This is a genomic window from Halorussus salinisoli, from assembly GCA_005239435.1.
Taxonomy (GTDB): Archaea; Halobacteriota; Halobacteria; order Halobacteriales; family Haladaptataceae; genus Halorussus; species Halorussus salinisoli.
In genome coordinates, this window is record SZNP01000005.1 from 160,976 (window position 1) to 178,296 (window position 17,321).

At 66.9% G+C, this 17,321-nt stretch carries 17 protein-coding genes; 5 read left to right on the forward strand and 12 right to left on the reverse strand.

Features of this window, described 5'->3' with window-relative positions:
- Nucleotides 1-46 precede the first annotated feature (46 nt).
- Nucleotides 47-706 carry an RNA ligase partner protein gene (locus E2484_RS15525; protein ID WP_137286095.1) on the reverse strand — a complete coding sequence of 220 codons (660 nt, stop codon included), beginning with the start codon at nt 704-706 and terminating at the stop codon, nt 47-49.
- Between the two features lie 515 nt (nt 707-1,221).
- Here E2484_RS15525 and E2484_RS15530 point away from each other — a divergent pair.
- Nucleotides 1,222-2,655, forward strand: coding sequence for a hypothetical protein (locus tag E2484_RS15530; protein WP_137286096.1), 1,434 nt, complete (start codon nt 1,222-1,224; stop codon nt 2,653-2,655).
- Between the two features lie 26 nt (nt 2,656-2,681).
- On the opposite strand, the gene E2484_RS15535 is transcribed toward E2484_RS15530, so the two are convergent.
- Nucleotides 2,682-2,987 carry a HalOD1 output domain-containing protein gene (locus E2484_RS15535; RefSeq protein WP_137286097.1) on the reverse strand — a complete coding sequence of 102 codons (306 nt, stop codon included), beginning with the start codon at nt 2,985-2,987 and terminating at the stop codon, nt 2,682-2,684.
- Nucleotides 2,988-3,174: 187 nt separating this feature from the next.
- Nucleotides 3,175-3,594, reverse strand: coding sequence for a DUF7344 domain-containing protein (locus E2484_RS15540; protein ID WP_137286098.1), 420 nt, complete (start codon nt 3,592-3,594; stop codon nt 3,175-3,177).
- A 241-nt stretch (nt 3,595-3,835) separates the two neighbouring features.
- On the opposite strand from E2484_RS15540, the gene E2484_RS15545 reads away from it, so the two are divergent.
- A complete protein-coding gene (locus E2484_RS15545) occupies nt 3,836-5,215 on the forward strand; it encodes a tryptophanase (RefSeq protein WP_137286099.1) in 1,380 nt (459 codons plus the stop codon).
- Nucleotides 5,216-5,475: 260 nt separating this feature from the next.
- On the opposite strand, the gene E2484_RS15550 is transcribed toward E2484_RS15545, so the two are convergent.
- The 6 genes from E2484_RS15550 to E2484_RS15575 form a co-directional block, all read right to left on the reverse strand.
- A complete protein-coding gene (locus tag E2484_RS15550) occupies nt 5,476-5,757 on the reverse strand; it encodes a DUF7553 family protein (RefSeq protein ID WP_137286100.1) in 282 nt (93 codons plus the stop codon).
- 244 nt (nt 5,758-6,001) lie between these two features.
- A complete protein-coding gene (locus tag E2484_RS15555) occupies nt 6,002-7,120 on the reverse strand; it encodes an SDR family oxidoreductase (RefSeq protein WP_137286101.1) in 1,119 nt (372 codons plus the stop codon).
- A complete protein-coding gene (locus E2484_RS15560) occupies nt 7,121-8,686 on the reverse strand; it encodes a succinic semialdehyde dehydrogenase (RefSeq protein WP_137286102.1) in 1,566 nt (521 codons plus the stop codon). It abuts the gene before it with no gap.
- Between the two features lie 64 nt (nt 8,687-8,750).
- Nucleotides 8,751-9,119, reverse strand: coding sequence for an ATP-binding cassette domain-containing protein (locus tag E2484_RS15565; protein ID WP_321112669.1), 369 nt, complete (start codon nt 9,117-9,119; stop codon nt 8,751-8,753).
- Nucleotides 9,120-9,165: 46 nt separating this feature from the next.
- The gene (locus E2484_RS15570; protein WP_137286103.1) at nt 9,166-10,128 is read right to left on the reverse strand and encodes an alpha/beta hydrolase; all 963 of its coding nucleotides are present in this window, start codon (nt 10,126-10,128) and stop codon (nt 9,166-9,168) included.
- A 26-nt stretch (nt 10,129-10,154) separates the two neighbouring features.
- Nucleotides 10,155-11,129, reverse strand: a complete 975-nt coding sequence (locus E2484_RS15575; RefSeq protein WP_137286104.1) for an aldo/keto reductase — start codon at nt 11,127-11,129, stop codon at nt 10,155-10,157.
- 510 nt (nt 11,130-11,639) lie between these two features.
- On the opposite strand from E2484_RS15575, the gene E2484_RS15580 reads away from it, so the two are divergent.
- From E2484_RS15580 to E2484_RS15590, 3 genes are all read left to right on the forward strand, one after another.
- Complete coding sequence (locus E2484_RS15580; RefSeq protein WP_137286105.1) at nt 11,640-11,918, forward strand: hypothetical protein; 279 nt, start codon at nt 11,640-11,642, stop codon at nt 11,916-11,918.
- A complete protein-coding gene (locus E2484_RS15585; RefSeq protein WP_137286106.1) occupies nt 11,915-13,093 on the forward strand; it encodes a DUF4350 domain-containing protein in 1,179 nt (392 codons plus the stop codon). Before E2484_RS15580 ends, E2484_RS15585 begins: the two co-directional genes overlap by 4 nt.
- 69 nt (nt 13,094-13,162) lie before the next feature.
- Entirely contained in the window at nt 13,163-14,155 is a 993-nt protein-coding gene (locus E2484_RS15590; RefSeq protein ID WP_137286107.1) for an AAA family ATPase, read from the forward strand.
- A gap of 41 nt (nt 14,156-14,196) precedes the next feature.
- On the opposite strand, the gene E2484_RS15595 is transcribed toward E2484_RS15590, so the two are convergent.
- Genes E2484_RS15595 through E2484_RS15605 form a run of 3 tightly spaced genes read right to left on the reverse strand, consistent with a single transcriptional unit; the run spans nt 14,197 to nt 17,281 of the window.
- Nucleotides 14,197-15,186: a hypothetical protein gene (locus tag E2484_RS15595; RefSeq protein WP_321112670.1), complete on the reverse strand. Its 990-nt coding sequence runs from the start codon at nt 15,184-15,186 to the stop codon at nt 14,197-14,199.
- Nucleotides 15,183-15,728, reverse strand: a complete 546-nt coding sequence (locus E2484_RS15600; RefSeq protein WP_137286108.1) for a hypothetical protein — start codon at nt 15,726-15,728, stop codon at nt 15,183-15,185. The genes E2484_RS15595 and E2484_RS15600 overlap by 4 nt, the downstream gene beginning before the upstream one ends.
- 2 nt (nt 15,729-15,730) lie before the next feature.
- Nucleotides 15,731-17,281 carry a DUF58 domain-containing protein gene (locus E2484_RS15605; RefSeq protein WP_137286109.1) on the reverse strand — a complete coding sequence of 517 codons (1,551 nt, stop codon included), beginning with the start codon at nt 17,279-17,281 and terminating at the stop codon, nt 15,731-15,733.
- Between the last annotated feature and the right edge of the window lie 40 nt (nt 17,282-17,321).

The window sequence follows — 17,321 nt, forward strand, 5'->3', positions numbered from 1 at the left end:
TGTCCAACTAGTAGTTCCGAGTTCCAAAGAGGTGGCGGCTTCGGCGTCACTCCACTCCTTCGCTCGCGTCGAGATACTCCTCCAGAAGCGACGGGAAGTCCCGGCCGCGGAGATACCGGAGTCCGAAGTCCTCCGCCCAGCTGATGATGCCGATGTCCTCGGTGACGACTCCCGCTTCGAGTTCGCGCGCCAGAATCAGCAGGTCGAAGTCCTCGTGTGAGTCGAGGGCACCCTGTCGGAGCGCCCGCCGGTACTTCTCCCGGAGGTCGGAGACGAGTTGGTCCACGTCGGTCATGTACTCCTGTCCGTCGACCGGGTCGCCGTCGAGTTCTTGGGCCTCGCGGACCGCCTCCTCGGAGACTCGAAGCCCTCGGTTCACTCGGTCGCTCATCTCGTCGATGAACTCGAAGACGATTTCGGCCGGAATCATGACCTCAAAGCGCGCCGGGTGCTTCTGGATGACCCACGTGTTGAGTTTCGAGAAGACCTCGTCGGAGACGCCGCGGTCTTCGAGCATCGCGGTGAGTTCGTCGTGAATCGACGGCGGGACGTAACAGGAGATGTTCAGCGAGAGTTTCGCCTCGGCGACGAGGTCCAGCAGGCGGACGACCGCCTCCTCCCGACTCTCGTCGTCCCGGAGTATCTCGTCGGTGAAGAACACGGACGTATCGAGGACGAACCGCTGCTTGAGCGGATACTCGGCCATCGTTCGGCAGTTCCGCCCCGAGAGACAAGAGTTCGTCGCTGTCGTAAAACGGACCTGTCGGGCGCGATTTTCATGTGGTAACACATATCACGGAGTCCCGAAAAATGCTTAATATCGACTCGCTCCTACCTACAGTTGTCGCGGGGTCGGGAGGACACGTCGGACGAGCAATCTCGAATCGTTCGCAAGAAACCGAGGTTGCTTACGGGTGAACACTAAACGACCGGTAAAACGGTCACGAGGTCAAAGCCCGAAGGAGAACCGAAGTGACCCGGAACGGGACCACCATAGTGGTTCCGTACGAAGGCCAAGTAACGGACGCCACGTAAGCGGCGTTCGTGAAACTGGTGGAAGCCAGAAGGGCCGTACAGGTCGCGGAAAACGTCTCCCGTCCGAGTCCAATTCTCGACCTCGCGTTCTTCGGCACTCAAGACCGACGAGCGGGAAGTCCCCGTTTCGCTGTCCGACGTAGGTGCGACGGAAAGCACTTACCGAATCCCCGAGGACGTCCCGACGTGAAACGCCGCGTCTTTGTCGCCCTCCTCGTATTGGCGGCGGTCGCACCCGCGGCCACACCCGCGAGTTCGCCACCCCAACCGCTCTGTCCGGTCTGCGACGACGGCTTCGAGCAGGCCGCCGACGAGCGGGGTCTGAACGCCACCGTCGCACGGAGCGAAGCCGTGGTCCGAGTCCGGGAGGACGCCACCGGCCGGTGGACCGTCCGGAATCACCTCACGAACGAGTCGGTGGCCGAGCGTCTCCGGTCCGACGCCGACCTGCTCGACCGAATCGTCCGAGACGCACTCGGCGACGGCTACCGAAAGCCCGACGCGCGCCGCCTCTCGAACGTGTCGGCCCGCGTTCGAGGGCACATCGTCACCGTTACCTTCTCGTACTCGTCGTTCGCCGACCGAGTTGGCGCCGGCGTGCTGTTAGTCGATTACGTCCACGCGAGCGGCCGGGAGAGCTACGGTCTGGACGCCGACCGGTTCACCGTCGTCGGGCCCGAGGGAACTCGCGTCGTGAACGACCCCGAACTGGGTCACGTCGGTGAGCGTCCCGGGTCGGGCCGGGTCGGCGTGGACCGAGTGACCTGGGTGAGTCACAGCGACGAGGAGTACCGAGTCGATACGTACGTCGAAGACACCTACGTCGCGTTCGCGTCGGACGACGGACTCGTCCAGCAGGTGGCGCTCCGAATCGCGCTGGCGAGTCGCGGACTCCCTGCGGTTCTGAACAACCTCGCGGTCCTGCTCCCGGCCGGACTCGCGGTGGTCGTCGGTCTCGCGGGCTACCGAGCTGCGACCGTCGCCGGACTCCGTCTGCGGCGACCCGAGCGAGTGGCGCGTGCCGTCTTCGCGCTGGGCCTGCTCGCCATCGCTCATCCGTTCTACGCGGGGTCGGTGCCGCTTATCAACGACGACATCACCGCGTTGTCGGCCGCCGGCACCGCTTACGCGCTGGTGGGCGCGTCGGCGCTCGTACTCGTCGCCACACGTCGTTGGGAATCGGTTCGCGAGAGGCCGAGTCGCGGGCCGGTCCGTGGGAGGCTGAGTCGTCCGGTTCCGTGGTGGTTGCTCCTCGCGCCGGCCGTCGCAACGCCTCCAATCGGAGCCCTGCTGGTGACGTGGCTGAGTTATCCCGACGCGCCGAGTGCGGTGTCCGACACCGTGTTACTCGGGGTCCCTCTCGCCGCGACGCTTCCGCTCGGGTACGCCGTTGGCCGAGGCGACGCGGTCTCGCAACGTCGTGCCGTGGGAGCGACGGTGGCGCTCGTGATACTCGTGACGACTCGGTTCGTGTCGTTCACCGACCCGCCAGCGGTAGGCGGACTGATCGCTCTCGTCGGTTTCGTACTCGCGGTGCTGGGGTTGTCGTTCGGTGTACCGCTGTATCTGCTCGGCGAGTCGCTGGCGAGAACTGTCGCGCTCGACGGGTGCGACCGATGATTTCGGTCGGAGTCGGTCTGTAGGGTTCAGTCGTCGGTTTCGATTTCGAGAAGTCCGCTCGGGTAGACCGTCACGTCGTACCCTTCGTACGTGAACGAGATCTGGCCACTCAGTTCGGGTAGTCCGCCGGTCCCGACGAAGTCGTTCAGCGTGTCGGGGTCGACCGTCTCGAAGAGCGGTTCTAACTCCACCGGATTCGAGTCGGCGATGTCGGCGACGGCAGCCACGAGTATCTCGCTCGGACGTTCGTCGGTTTTCGGGTCGTAGTGAACGTGGTGAGCCTCTGTCCGGCGTTCGCTGGCGTCGTCTCGGGTTTCGTTGGCGTCTATCATACTATCAGTGATACAATTTCGTTGGAACGCGGCACTACGAACCCCCGTTTCCTCCCCGCAGATTCGGTTGGCCGATTTCGTCCCTTCTAACGACGAACGAATTGTGTGCGGACATACATATAATTACCGGCTCCGAGCCTCAAATTAGGAGTCCCGATAACGCATCGAATACGGTCCGTCCGGCACGCTACGCGTTCTCGACCGACTCGAACAGGTCGAGACACGACGCCACTCGGTCGTCGCCCCAATAGCGGACCGCCTTCGTGCGCGGGTCGTAGTCGATGACGGCGGCGTCGTCTAGTTTCGGAAGATGGTTGTGATGAAGCGATACCGCGACGCGCTGGCGGTGTCGCTCGGAGTCGGGACCGGACCGGTCGGGGTCGGACTGGTCCGGGGCCGCCGTTTCACACTCCACGACGTGGTCCGCGACGTCGGCGAGTTCGACCACGTCTACAGAGATGGATTCGAGGTACGAGAGGACGTATCGGGAGCGTGGGTCCGCCAGTGCCTCGAAGAGTTCGCCGATGGGTCCGTCCTCGCCCGATCCGTCGGAACTGAACGGCGGAGTCCGGTCGTCGCCTCCCCCGTTGGAGGTATCATCAGGCACGGTAACTAGTGGCAGAGTAACGGCAAATTTAGGTCTGTCGGGCGAACACACCGCTGGTGGTAAAATCAAAGAACGGAGGCAAAATCGTTTGCGTTTACGTAAACGATAACAAGTTCGCCCGTCCCGCCGGGGACAGGTCCGTCGGTCAGTGACCAGATACGGGACACAGACTCCGCTGGCGACCACTCTCGGCCAAACGTGTCTCGCAAACAATACGTTCCGTGACGACGTTTCCTCGAACATGAAAGCGTACAAATCGAAGGTGGTCTCGCCGATCCGACTTCCCGACCGCGAGGAACGCGAGGCGAATCTGAAGCAAGCGGGCTACAACGTCTTCAATCTCGACTCGGAGGGGGTGTTCGTGGACCTCCTGACCGACAGCGGCACTGGGACTATGAGCGAGTCCCAGTGGGCCGCCATGATGGTCGGCGACGAGGCCTACGCCGGGAGCGAGAGTTTCGACCGACTTCGGGAGGCCGTCTCGGACGTGATGGGCTTCGAGCGCATCCTACCCGCCCATCAGGGTCGCGGCGCGGAGAACGTCCTCTACGGCGCGCTGGTCGAGGACGGCGACTACGTGCCGAACAACACCCACTTCGACACGACCCGAGCGCACATCGCCAACAACGGAGCGAAACCGGTCGATTGCCCCCACGAGGGAGCACTGGACGGCGACCGCGCGTTCGCGGGCGACCTCGACGTGGAGCGAGTCCGAGAGTTGGCCGACGAGGTGGGCGAGGAACGGATTCCGGCAGTCCTGCTGACCATCACGAACAACTCGCTGGCGGGCCAACCGGTCAGCGTCGAGAACGTCCGGGAGGCCCGCGAAGTCGCCGACGAACTCGACGCCACCTTCGTCATCGACGCCTGCCGGTTCGCCGAGAACGCCTACTTCGTCCGGGAGCGCGAAGACGAGTTCGCGGGCGAGTCGGTCGCGGACGTCGCCCGGGAACAACTCTCGTACGCCGACGCGCTCGTCATGAGCGGGAAGAAGGACGGACTGGCCAACGTCGGCGGGTTCGTCGCACTCCGCGACGACCCGGACCTCGACGACGTCCACGCCGAGGCCCGCGAGCGCGCAATCCTATACGAGGGGTTCACGACCTACGGCGGGATGGCGGGCCGGGACCTCGAAGCGATGGCGGTCGGTCTCCGCGAGGCGGTCGAGGAGTCGTACATCGCCGACCGCGTGGGGCAGGTCCAGCGCCTCGGTGACCTGCTGGCCGAGCGCGACGTGCCGGTCCAGCGACCGACGGGCGGTCACGCGGTGTACGTGAACGCCGCGGAGTTCCTGCCCGACGTTCCGCGCGAGCAGTTCCCCGGGCAGGCGCTAGTCTGCGATCTCTACCGCGAGGGCGCGGTCCGCGGAGTCGAACTCGGGAGTTTCGCCTTCCCCGACACGGACCGACCGGAACTGGTTCGACTGTCGCTCCCTCGCCGGACCTACGGCGCGGACCACCTCGAACACGTCGCCGAGACGTTCGAGAAGGTCGCCGAGCGCCGGGACGCGGGCGACATCTCGGGTCTCGAAATCGTCGAGGAACCGGAGATGGCGGAGCTTCGTCACTTCAGCGCGGAACTCCGACCGGTCGGCGAGAAGGAGGCCCCGACCGCGAACTAGCGACGTCGACTGCCGGCTACGCCGCTTCGACCGACGACGGAGGCGTTTTCAGGCCGGGAGAGTCCCCTGTGCCAACCCCCACGAACTCCGTATCCCGTTTCGTTGCCCAGTCTAAAACGTAACCGTCGCTCTGGCGCGTGCTGGCGTCATCGCGTCGTCGGCGTGACCGCTCGGAGGACGCGAAGCGACCTCCCCCGCGGCGCGATCTCGCGCCCCGTTCACCCGGCCTGACTCCTCCCCGCCGAAAAACCGCTCCCAGCTCAGACTCCTTCGACGGTCTCCCGGTACGACCGGACGTGTTCGAGCGCCGAGCGCACGTCCTCCGCACTCTCTTCGTCCAACTCGTCGGCCACCTCGCGGAGGTTGTGCATCAACCGGTCAAGTCGGCCGTGGTCCGGCCCGCGGTTCGCGTCGGCCATCGACCGGAGTTGGTCGGCGAACGTGTCGATGCGCTCTGCGGTCTCGTCGTGGGAGACGCCGTCTCGAACCTCGACGAGCGTTTCGGCGGCGGTCCGGAGTTCGGTTCTGTCGTCGTCGGTCATGTGCGTGGCTATGTCGGAGGTCGGTAAATGATTTCTGTTAAGTGCGCCCGACCGGAGTCCTCATCTGGGTCGGAGTGGAACGAAGTCGAAGCGTGACGTTCGGTCGTTCGGGCGTATTTTCGTTTCTTTTAGAACGATATACGCAAGGTATAGACTGGTCTAGAATGTTTTAGCCACGCGAACACTGTCCAATGTCGCTCACGTCACCGAACCGCTCCGGAGGAGAACTTCCGACGCGACCGACTCACGTCATCGCGTCCGACGGAACGTCGGGATGCTCGCGGTAGAACCGGACGAGTCGCTCCACGTAGCTCTCGAACGGCGGACAGGAGACGCCGCTCTCCCGCAGGTCTCGCCTCGCGTTCCCGCAGGTGTAACTCGTCGGATGGACGAAGTAGTCGAGGACGGCCGGTTGAGCGCCGAGCGCTGACGCGAGACCCGGAACTGTTTCGAGCGCGCGCCGGGCGAGTGTCGCACCGCCTGGGAGCGGCAACTGGAGAATCCGAGCGTCGAGCGCGTCCCCGAACGCACGAACCATCCCCGCGACGGTCGGCGGATTCGGGTCGCAGAGCTGATACACCTCGCCGACGGAGTCCTCGCGGGCGCTCAGACGTGCTATCGCGTCGACCACGAAGTCCCGCGGCACGACGTTGACCTCGTAGTCACGCGGGTTCCCGAAGGTCGGCACCACGCCGACGCCCGCGTCGATGGTTGGTTGCCGGTCGAGCAGTCGCAGGACGTTGTACGGCCCGTCGTACTTCTGGGTCGCGCCCGTCTCGCTGTCGCCGACCGTGATGGCGGGTCGGTAGACGGTCGCGGGCAGGCCCTCGGTCGTCCGATTCTGGACTTCGACCTCCGCCAGAAACTTGGTCTCCTCGTAGTGGTTGTTGAACTCCTGACCCACGTCGAGGTCCTCGTGCGTGAAGACGCCCTCGTGTCGCCCGCTGACGTAACAGGTGCTGACGTACTGGAACCGCCGGAGGTCCGGGCAACCCTCGGCGAAGTCCAGCACGTTGCGAGTCCCCTCGACGTTGACCGCCATCCCCACCTCGCGGGCGACTCCCAGATCGTACACCGCCGCGAGGTGGTACACCTCCACCGCGTCGGCCTGGAGGTCCGCGTAGTCGTCGCCCAGTCCGAGGTCCGGTTCGGTGATGTCGCCCTCGTAGAGTTCGACACGCCCGCCGCGACTTCGGCCCTCGATTTCGGCGGCCCGTCGCTCCGCGAGGTCCCGATACGTCGGTTGGACCAGACACCGAATCGGCACGTCTTCGGGGTATCTGTCGAGCAGGCGCGCGACCAGTTCCGACCCCAGAAAGCCCGGAAAGCCGGTGAAGAAGACCGACGTCTCGCGGTCGGCCATCTACCGCACCCCCGGAATCCGGTCCATCGCTCGGAGCGCCAGCGCCATCCCCTTGGCGTACCACGAGTCGGGAACCCGGCGCGGCGGGCCGATCGCCGCGCCGCGCTGTTCGGCGACCGTCTGGGACTCGGTGTACTTCAGGAACCCCTCGACGCCGTGCCGCCGACCCAGTCCGGAGTCTTTCCTCCCGCCCATCGGCGCGTCCACCGAGGCCCACGCCGCGGCGTAGGCGTCGTTGACGTTGACGGTCCCGCACTCGATACGTCGGGCGACTTCGCGGCCGCGGGCGGCGTCTCCGGTCCAGACGCTCGCGTTCAGGCCGTAGTCGGAGTCGTTGGCCAGTTCAATCGCTTCCGCCTCGGTGTCGAAGGGCCGGACCGCCACGACCGGGCCGAACGTCTCCTCGCGCCCGGTTCTCATCTCGTCGGTCACGCCCCGCAGAATCGTGGGTTCGTAGAAGTACGGCCCGAGGTCGGGCCGGGCGCGACCCCCGGTGAGAACGTCCGCTCCCTCCTCCACGGCGTCCTCGACGTGTCGCTCGACGGTTTCGAGTTGGTCCGGCCCGACCAGCGACCCCACGTCCGGCCCGTAGTCGTAGGCGGCCCGGAGGTCGAGCGCTCGGGTCCGCCGGACGAAGCGATCGAGAAACTCGTCGTACGCCTCGTGCTGGACGTAGAGGCGCTCGAACGAGATGCAGAGTTGTCCCGCGTTGGTGAAACAGCCCCGCACTGCCCCTTCGACCGCCCGGTCGAGGTCGGCGTCCGCGAGGACGACCATCGGGTTCTTGCCGCCGAGTTCGAGCGAGCAGTCGGTCAGGTTCGCGCCCGCCCGCTCGGCCACTGTCCGCCCCGTCTCGGTGCTTCCCGTGAAGCAGACGAAGTCCGACTCCTCGACCAGTGCGCCGCCCGCTTCGCTCCCTCGACCGGTCACGACCTGGAAGACGTTCTCGGGGAGTCCGGCCTCTCGGAGCAAATCGCGGAGCAAGAGGGCGGTGTAGGGCGTCTCGCTGGCGGGCTTGCAGACGACGCAGTTGCCCGCCAGCAGGGCCGGAAGCGCGTCCGACACCGCCAGCGTGAGGGGGTAGTTCCACGGCGAGACGACGCCGACCACGCCGACCGGATGGTGGTGGACGGTGGTTCTCGTGAGAAACGGGAGCGCGCCCTTCCGGCGCGAGGGCGCGAGGTAGTCCTCGGCGCGGTGGGCGTAGTGGCGCGCGTTGGTCGCCACGTCCAGCACCTCCTCGAAGGCGTCGATGCGGGCCTTCCCGGTCTCGAGTTGGGTCACGTCGAGGAGTTCGGCCCGGCGGTCCAGCACGAGGTCGTGAAATCGCCGGACGACCTCGGCGCGGTCGGAGACTCCCCGGTCGGCCCACGCGCGCTGGGCCTCGCGGGCGCGCTCGACCGCCGCGCTCACGTCCGCGGGCGTCCCCGCGGGAATCGTTCCGATAGTTTCGCCGGAGTACGGCGCTTCGACCGGAATTTCGGGTCGGTCGCCCTCGGTCGGGACCGACGAGGCGAGACGCGAGAGCGAACCCTGACCGACTCGGTCGGGGAAGCGAGGAGTCACGACTCTCCGGTTGGTACGTCGGATTCATTAGGGTTCTGCCGCGAAGGGCGTCGCAGGGAATCGCTCACCCGCCCAGATACAACCGTCCGACCTCCTCGTCCTCCAGCAACTCGGTTCCGGACCCGGAGAACTTGATCTCCCCGCTGGCCAGCACGTACCCTCGGTCGGCTATCGAGAGGCCCTTCTCGGCGTTCTGCTCGACAAGCAGAATCGTCGTCCCGAGGCCGTTGAGGCTCCGGATGCGGTCGAACACCTGCTCGATGTAAGTAGGTTCGAGTCCGATAGACGGTTCGTCGAGGAGCATCAGTTTCGGCTCTACGACCAGTCCTCGCGCGAGTTCGAGCAGTCGGCGCTCGCCGCCCGAGAGCATCCCTGCCTTCTGGTCGCGGTGGTCTTCGAGACGGGAAACTACTCGTACAACTCGTCCAATCACAGATGGAAGGCACGTTTCTCCGAGAAATCCGGGCTTTCCGAGCCTCTCAGTCCGAGCGACCCACGTCGGACGACGTTCGGTTCCGGTCGTGGAACGCCGTCGTGAGGTCGTAGAGCGCCCGGCGTCGGTCGCCGTGCATCGCGTAGTGGTCCGCGCCCGCGAGTTCGGCGTACTCCTTGCGGTCGTCGGCCGCGCCCAACTCGTCGTAGAGGGTCAGCGCGTCCGACCGCTGAGAGGTGTCGTCGTCGCTCCCGCGGACCACGAGCGTCGGCGCGGCGATCTCGCCGGGGTCGTACGGCGGGTCGCCCGCACAGCAGGCCTTCACGTCGGCTAGTGCGCCGGTTTGCGCGACGTAGGCGTATTCGCGGTCGGCGGCGTCTCCCTGCCCGGACTCGACCATCGCGCGCCAGACCGCTTCGAAGAGCGCGGGGTCCTCGTCGCCGTCCTGGCGCTCTCGCACGTCCCGCTCGTGGTCCACGAAGTAGGCGTCGAGGTCCGGGTCGAGACCGAGGGCCGAGATGCCATCCTCGAACTCGTAGGGCGGGTCGTACACCGGCGCGCACTGGACGTAGGAGGCGACGTCGCGGTCGCGCTCGGCGAGGAAGCGCCCGGTCGTCATCGTCCCCCACGAGACGCCGACGAGGTGGATCGCATCGTGGCGCTCCGCAGCGAAGTCGAAGGCGGCCGCAACGTCGGACTCGGCGTCGCGGGCCAGTATCGGCGGGTCGTTTGATTCGGGCGGGTCGTCCATCTCCGGCGGGAACTCGCTATCGCCGTAGCCCCGCACGTCGAGGGTGTAGGCGGTCCTGCCTGCGTCTGCGGTCGCGCGGAGCCAGGAGTACGAATCGTCGCCCTCGACAGGCGGCGCGAACAGCGCCCGCGAGTGGGTGATGGCTCCGTGGACGAACAGGACCGCTTCGTCGGGAGGCGTGTCTCCTTCTGGCGGGTCCTCCCAGACCCGGAGTAGCGTGCCGTCCGGTGCCGTCACGTCGTGTGGTGTGAGGTTCATCGTAGTGAGTCGTCGCCGATCGGGTCTCAGTCGTGGCCCGACACTTCCACGGGTTCGTACGGTTCTTCGAGGTAGGCGACGTCGCTGGCCGAGAGGTTGATTTCGAGCGCCTCCACTGCGTCCTCCAGATGTTCGACGCTGGTGGTGCCGACGATGGGCGCGTCCACCCAGTCCTTGTGGAGGAGCCACGAGAGCGAAATCTGGGCCATCGTCACGCCCTCGTCGGCCGCGAGTTCCTGCACGCGCTCGTTGATTTCCCGCCCGCCGCCCTCGCGGTACGGGTGTTCGTACATGTGTTCCTCGGTCTCGCCGCGGGTCGTGGCGTCGATGTCCTCGTGCGGTCGGGTCAGGTACCCCCGCGCGAGGGGACTCCACGGCATCACGCCGACGTTCTCCTTCTCGCAGAGCGGGAGCATCTCGCGCTCCTCCTCGCGGTAGACGAGGTTGTAGTGGTTCTGCATCGTCTGGAACCGGTCGAGTCCGAGTCGGTCGCTGGTGTGGAGCGCGTCGGCGAACTGGTGGGCCCACATCGACGAGGCCCCGAGGTGGCGGACCTTGCCCCGGCGCACCGCGTCGTCCAGCGCCCGGAGGGTCTGCTCGATGGGCGTGTCGTCGTCCCACCGATGAATCTGATAGAGGTCGATGGTGTCCATCCCGAGGCGGTCGAGCGACTTCTCCAACTCCTGTTCGACGGCCTTCCGAGAGAGACCGCCCGAGTTCGGATTCTCGTCGTCCATCTGGAAGTAGCACTTGGTGGCGACCACGCTCTCGTCTCTGCGGCCCTCCAGCGCGTCACCCAACACGCGCTCGCTCTCGCCGTTCGAGTACATGTTCGCGGTGTCGAAGAAGTTGATACCGAGGTCGATGGCGCGCTCGATTATCTCCTCGCCCTCCTCGGGGTCCAGGACCCACGGACGCCAGTCGCTTGACCCGAAACTCATGCACCCGAGACAGATTCGGCTGACCTCCATGCCCGTGTCGCCCAGCGTGGTGTACTCCATGCTCGGACAGTCGCTCGGCGGGAGTAAAAAGGTGCGTCAGGCGGCAGAGTGTTCGGCGAGGCACCCGAGCGCGGGGTCCGAGGACGGAGACGCAGAATGGGGGTGTTTTACCGCGCTTAACCATATTTGTGTTTCTTAAGACAATATAAAAAGGTATTCAGAAAACATTTACAATTCCACTACCGGCGCGCGCTGGCGCGACCTCTCGCGGGTCGCGCCAACCGCGAGAGAGATGAGGACCGCAGGCCGCAGGCCGAGGACCGCAAACGGTTGGGGAGGTGTGAGGTCCGCGGTTGCGGTGCGGGGCGGTGCCGTGCGGTATGATTGGCTCAAGGAGCAGCTAGCTTCGTGGTATCTTCCCAGTTCACAGTGCACTGCGGTGGCTCCGTAGCTCACGGAATAGATAGTTCTCGTTCTAACCCCAAAACCAACTGCAAGAACGATGTTTACGCCGAGAACGACGCGAAGACGGGCAACACCTTCAATTGAGAGGCCGTGGAACTGGCTTCAATGGCTACCGCGCGTCGATGGCAGTTCGTCCACGGGCAGGTGGCGTGGATGCTCGCGTCTGTCGTCGTCCTCGTGACCCTCGACGCCCTCTCGGCGGAGGTGTTCCTCGTCGCGTCGCTCGTCGGCTTTCTCGTGATGGTCGAGTTCACGGCCCCGTTCGACGTGACCCCGGCGTGGCGCAAGCGACTCAAGTGGGTCGTCCTGCTCGGCCTGCTCGTCTTCGCGTATCTCCTCGGGAAGCGTATCCTCGCTCTCATGCCGGAGGGAGCGATACCGTGACCTCCGACCGCGGTTCGTCCGACCGCGACTACTCCGACCGCGACCACTCCGACCGCGTCACGTCCGCCGGCGGTTCGTTCGGTCTCGACTCGTTCGACCTCGACTGGCCTCGCGTCGTCCTCGTCGCGCTCGTGGTCGCGACTGCCGCCGTGGGCGTGACCGTGGCCACCACCTCGGACGCCGCGTTCGGCGCGTACAACTACGGGTGGGACGGCGGGTCGGCGCTCCGGACGCAGGCCGAGGCGGTCGGGAGCGAACCGCAGGTGGTCCGGAACGCCGACGCGTATCGCTCGGCCTCGCCGAACGACACCGTGGCGGTCGTCCTCTCGCCCGACGACGCCTACCGACCGGACGAGACTGCGGCCGTCGCCGAGTTCGTCGCTCGCGGCGGGACGCTCGTCGTCGCCGACGACTACGGCCCGCGCGCCAACTCCCTGCTCTCGGCCGTGGGAGCGAGCGCCCGCATCAACCGGACGCCGGTCCGAGACGAGCGACACAACTACCGGGACCCGTCGCTCCCGGTGGCGACGAACACCTCCGACCACCGACTCGTCCGGAGGGTGTCGGCGCTCACGCTGAACCACGGGACCGTCGTCCGACCGAACGGCGCGACGATTCTGGTCAACACGTCCGAGTACGCCTACCTCGACCGGAACCGGAACGCGACGCTCGACGGGGCGGAGACGCTCGAGCGCCGCCCCGTGGCGACGGTCGAGCGCGTCGGGTCGGGCCGCGTCGTGGTGGTTGGCGACTCCGGCGTGTTCGTCAACTCGATGCTCGACCGGTCCGACAATCGCGCGTTCGCCCGGACCCTCCTCGGAACCGGCGACCGAGTTCTGCTCGACCACATCCACTCGGCCGAGGTTCCGCCGCTCGTCGCGGCGATACTCGCCCTCCGGTCGTCGCCACTCGCTCAGGTCGGTCTCGGCGCGCTCGGGTTGGCGCTCGTCGGTCTCTGGACGCGGTCGGGAGAGGGAGTAGTGGCCCGGATGGCTCGCCGATTCCGTCGCCTCCGGCGCGGATGGGGGTTCGGGGTATCCGGAACGCCTTCGCCGACGCTCTCGACCGAGGAAGTCGTGGCCGCAGTCGAGCGCCGCCATCCCGATTGGAGCGACGACCGCGTGCGCCGCGTCGCACGGCGAATCGACCGGAACGACGACGACTCCGTCGAGTAGGCCGACGGTTGGAAATAATCCATTACTGGCAAAAGACGTATTGTTGGCCGTCACGACACTCTTCGCCGAATGACTGACCCCGCGGAACTCTACGAGGCGGTCGCCGACGAGACCGACCGCGTCCTCGTGGGGAACGACGACGCGGTAGAACTCCTGACTATCGCCCTCCTGACCGACGGCCACGTCATCCTCGAAGGGGTCCCGGGCGTCGCCAAGACGACCATCGCCCGCCTGTTCGCCCGGACCATCGACCTGGAGTACAACCGGATTCAGATGATGCCCGACGTACTCCCGGCCGACGTAACTGGGACCCACGTCTACCGGGAGACGACCGGGGAGTTCGAACTCCAGCGCGGCCCCATCTTCGCCAACGTCGTGATGGTGGACGAGATAAATCGCGCGACGCCGAAGACCCAGTCGGCCCTGCTCGAAGCCATGCAGGAGCGACAGGTCACTATCGAGGGCGACACCCACACCCTGCCGACGCCCTTCCTCGTCGTCGCCACCCAGAACCCCATCGAGATGGAAGGCACCTTCGAGTTACCGAAGGCCCAGCGCGACCGATTTCAGTTCAAACTCGGCATAGACATCCCCGACCGCGACGACGAGCGAGCGATCCTCGACCAGTTCGACCGCGACCCCGACCTCACCCCCGAGGACGTGTCGCCGGTCGTCTCGGTCGAAGGACTGTACGAGGCCACCGAGACGGTCAACGAAATTCACGTCGCCGAACCGGTCCGCGAGTACATCCTCGACGTGGTGACTGCCACGCGGTCGAACTCGCAAGTCGCCTACGGCGCGTCCCCGCGGGCCACGCTGGCGTTCCTCGACGCGAGCAAGGCGCGGGCGGCCATCCACGGTCGAGACTACGTGATTCCCGACGACGTGAAGGCGCTGGCCGAACCCATTCTGGTCCACCGACTCGTCCTCGAAGCCGACACCGAACTCGCGGACGTGTCCCCGGAGGCCGTCGTGGGGGACGTGGTAGACGGCGTGGAACCCCCCGGGAGCGAGACGGAGGTCGAACTCGCCGACCCCGCCAGCACCGACGCCACGGACTGACGACCGTTACCGATTGAAAACCCCCTACCGACCGACGATTTCTACGTTTCGTCCGTCGACTGCCAGCGACAGGTCACGAGATACTCGTAGTCGTCTCCGTCACCGTCCGACGCCCGGACCGTCTCGACTTCCACGGGGCGGCCGAGGCCCCGCGCGAGTCCGACCGCCAGAAACGACTGAATCGGGTGGTCGAAACGGTCCACGCGCCCGAATGCGCTCCCGGCGACTCCGACGGTGACTCGTCGTTCGCCCGGGTCCACGTCGGAGTCGAGACCGCGGGCGAGTTCGAACTGCTGGACCACCCCGTCGGCGAGTTGGTCGGCCAGGGTCTCGGGGTCCCCTGCGAGCGACCCCGACAGCGCGTGCTCGAACTCGGAGACCAGCGATTCTCCGACCGGTTCGAACGCCACGCCGCGGCGTCGTCCCTCGGCCGTGACGAACGTCCGGGCGAGCGCGTCGTCGTCGGGCAGTTCGTAGTCGTCGCGTTGCGGGACGAACACTCGCTCGTCGCGCGTCGTGCGCTCGGACTGCGGGACGTAGACCGTCGCGTCGGCGAGACCCAGTTCGGCGCGAATCGACGCTCCGGTCTCCGCGAGCGAAGAGTAGACGCTCTCGCCGACGCTGGCGGGGAGGAACTGCTCGGGCGTGAGGTAGTACGTCAGCACGCCCGCGAACAGTCCCGTGCCGCCGAGCGCGAACAACACGTCCCTGCTCGCCGGGAGCGCGAGACCGCCGACCACCGCGACCAGGCCGACCGCGAACAGACCGAGGGCGGTCTGGCGATGACGCGCTCGTTTCGAGCGAGCGTACTCGCGCCGGAGTCTGTCGTTCTCCTCCTCCAGCACGGCTACCTGCGCTCGGAGTTCCTCGACTGCCGTCGCGTCCCCGTCCGACTCCGCGTTCGGACGTCCGGGCCCGCCACTCGCGGGGTCGGCGGCCTCGGCGTCGTCTGACGCCGACCTCGCCGACCCCGTGTCCCGCGAGTCCGAGTTCGGTGCCCCAGAGTTCTGCGAGTCCGTTCGCCGACTCATGCCTCGGCCTCCATGAGGTCCAGCACCACGAGTTCGTAGCGATGGAGCGCGTAGCTAACGACGGCCACCGCGCCGGCCACCGCCAGCGCCGCGGGCCAGAGTTCGCCGGTCGCGTCGTGGACTCCGGCACCGAGGCCGACCAGTCCGGCGCTCGCCACGACGAACCCGCCGACCGTCTCGCGCGCGGCGTCCCGGCCGACGGGGACCGCGAGCAGTCCGAACAGTCCGACCTGCGCTACTCCCACCTCCACGCCGGACGGGGACGGCGCGAGCGCCGCGAACAGTATCTGGCCGAACGCGAAGGCGTAGACCGGTCCCGCCAGCGCCCACGTCCCGAGGACGAGGCCGCCTGCGGCGACACCGCCCGCCGTGATGCTCACCGCGCGCTCACCGACCGCGATACTACCCGCCGCGACACTGCCGTTCGTCAGTCCGACGCTCACGACCAGTGCGACCGCGGCGACGAGCGCGGCGACGCCGCTGGCGGGCGTTCGCGTCTCGGCCACGGACGAGAGTTTCGTGAATGGGGATGCTCCTGACATGGTTACGCTCCGGCGCGGCGTCTCCGCTGTTCGTCGAGGACGGCCTCCACTCGGTCGCCCGGCGCGACCTCGAAGGCGGTCACGCGTTCGAGTCGTTCGAGTCGGCGGCGGAACTCCTCGAACTCCAGATACCGGGAGTAAGCGCGCTCGAAGTCGGCCAATCCGCCCGATTCGAAGAGGACGCTCGGCGCGAGAAACACCAGCACGCGGCCTCCGCCGTGGTGCAGGAGTTTGACGGCCTCCAGCGTCTCGACGGGCGCGGCGTCGTCGGTGAGCAGCACGTTCAGGTCGGTGTTCCGAGACCGCGAGCGGGCGATTCGCACGGTTCCGGCCAACGGACGGTCGCCGAGTTGCGAGACGTATCTGTCCGTGGTCCCGAAATACGGCCGGAGTACGGTCGCGTACTCGTCGGAGTCGCTCGCGAGGTCGTCGGCCATCCGTCGCGCCGCCGCGGACGTCACGCTCCGTTCCGGGCCGCCGGTAGCCGCGGTCGGGGTCGCTTCTCGAATCGCCCGACGAACTTCGTCGTAGTGGTTCTCGCTCGCGTCCAAGTGGCGGAGTTCGGTCGGCCCCTCGTCGCCGACCGCGTAGAGACCCACGGGGTCGTCGCGGTCGTGGGCGTTCTGCGCGACGGCCAGCGCGACCTGCCGGAGGTAGTCGAGTTTCGTCGCGCCGTCGGGTCCCGCTCCGAGCGACGCGCGGTGGTCCAAAAGTATCGCGGTCGGGTGCGAGGTCTCGGCCTCGAACTCGCGGACGTACGGTTCGCCCATCCGCGCGGTCGTCTTCCAGTCGATGTTGCTGGCGGGGTCGCCCGCGACGTACTCGCGTAGCTCCGCGAACTCGAGTCCGCTCTCGCGTCGGCGCTCGGTCCTGTCGCCGTACGCCGCGACGACCCGCTCGCCGCCCTCGCCAATGTGGACGTTTCGCGGCCGTCGCGGTTCGACCGCGACCGTCCGCCCGGGGCCGTGCTGAAACTGCTGCGTGAACAGTCCGGCCGGGTCGGTGACGGTGACGCTCGGCGCGTCGAAGGCGTGGTCTCCGGCGACCGGCGTCTCGTAGGTGTCGGTCCGCCGCACTGCGGTCTCACCCGCAGCGAGCGTGACGGTAGGTTCGGTAGTCGTCTCGTCGGCGGGTTCGCCGATCGCCGCGTCGGTCGAACTGGCGGTCGTCGCTTCGGTCGCGTCGTCGGTCTCCCGGTTCTCCCGCTCGCCCGTCGTGCGCCGCATCGAAACGGGAGGCCGTGGCGCGACTCGTAGCGTCAGCGCCGACGGACGGGCGAGTCGAACCCGGAGCGACACCGGAATCGGCTGGTCGGTGAGCGCGACCGGTCGCTCGGGTTCCTGTTCGACCCGGAGCGCGGAGCGAACCGCGGCCGACGCCCGGACGAAGGCGAACTGCCGCGAGACCAGCCACGCGCCGATACCCGCTGCTCCGACGACGAGTGCGGGTCGGTCGAGGGTGATAGCCGAGAGCGCGAGCAACGCGCCGACGACGGCCACCCCCCAGTAGCGTCGCTCTGCTCGCACGGCGGTATCTAACTCCGCCGTCTCCATTGAAGATACCGGTCGTTCGAACGGTAATGGTCTATTTTCG